Source organism: Stenotrophomonas sp. SrG (genome assembly GCF_050031795.1).
Taxonomy (GTDB): domain Bacteria; phylum Pseudomonadota; class Gammaproteobacteria; order Xanthomonadales; family Xanthomonadaceae; genus Stenotrophomonas; species Stenotrophomonas rhizophila_A.
The window spans coordinates 1-277 of record NZ_JBNBBE010000221.1; the positions used below are offsets into that span (position 1 = coordinate 1).

Sequence of the window (277 nt, forward strand, 5' to 3'; positions counted from 1 at the left end):
TTCTCCACGTCGGCCAACGAGCGCTTCGGCCCCACGGCCAGCAGCGCGTGCAGGCGGTACGCCAGCGCGCCTACCGGGCCCAGCAGCAGGAACCAGAACAGCACCGCGAACCAGCGCCGCAGGGCGTTGAGCTCGGTGGCTTCCACCAGCGAGGGCACGTCCTCGTGCAGGCTGCCGCCGGCGGACTGCAGTTGGCCGATGGCCGAATGGCGGGCGTGCGCGTCATCGGCGTCGATCACCGCTTCCACGTCGCGGTCCAGGTCGCGCGGACCCCAGC

General features: G+C 72.2%; 1 pseudogene. It reads right to left on the minus strand.

Annotated features, from left to right (window positions below):
• Positions 1-277, minus strand: a pseudogene (locus tag ACQG3P_RS19605) (hypothetical protein); the annotation flags it as partial.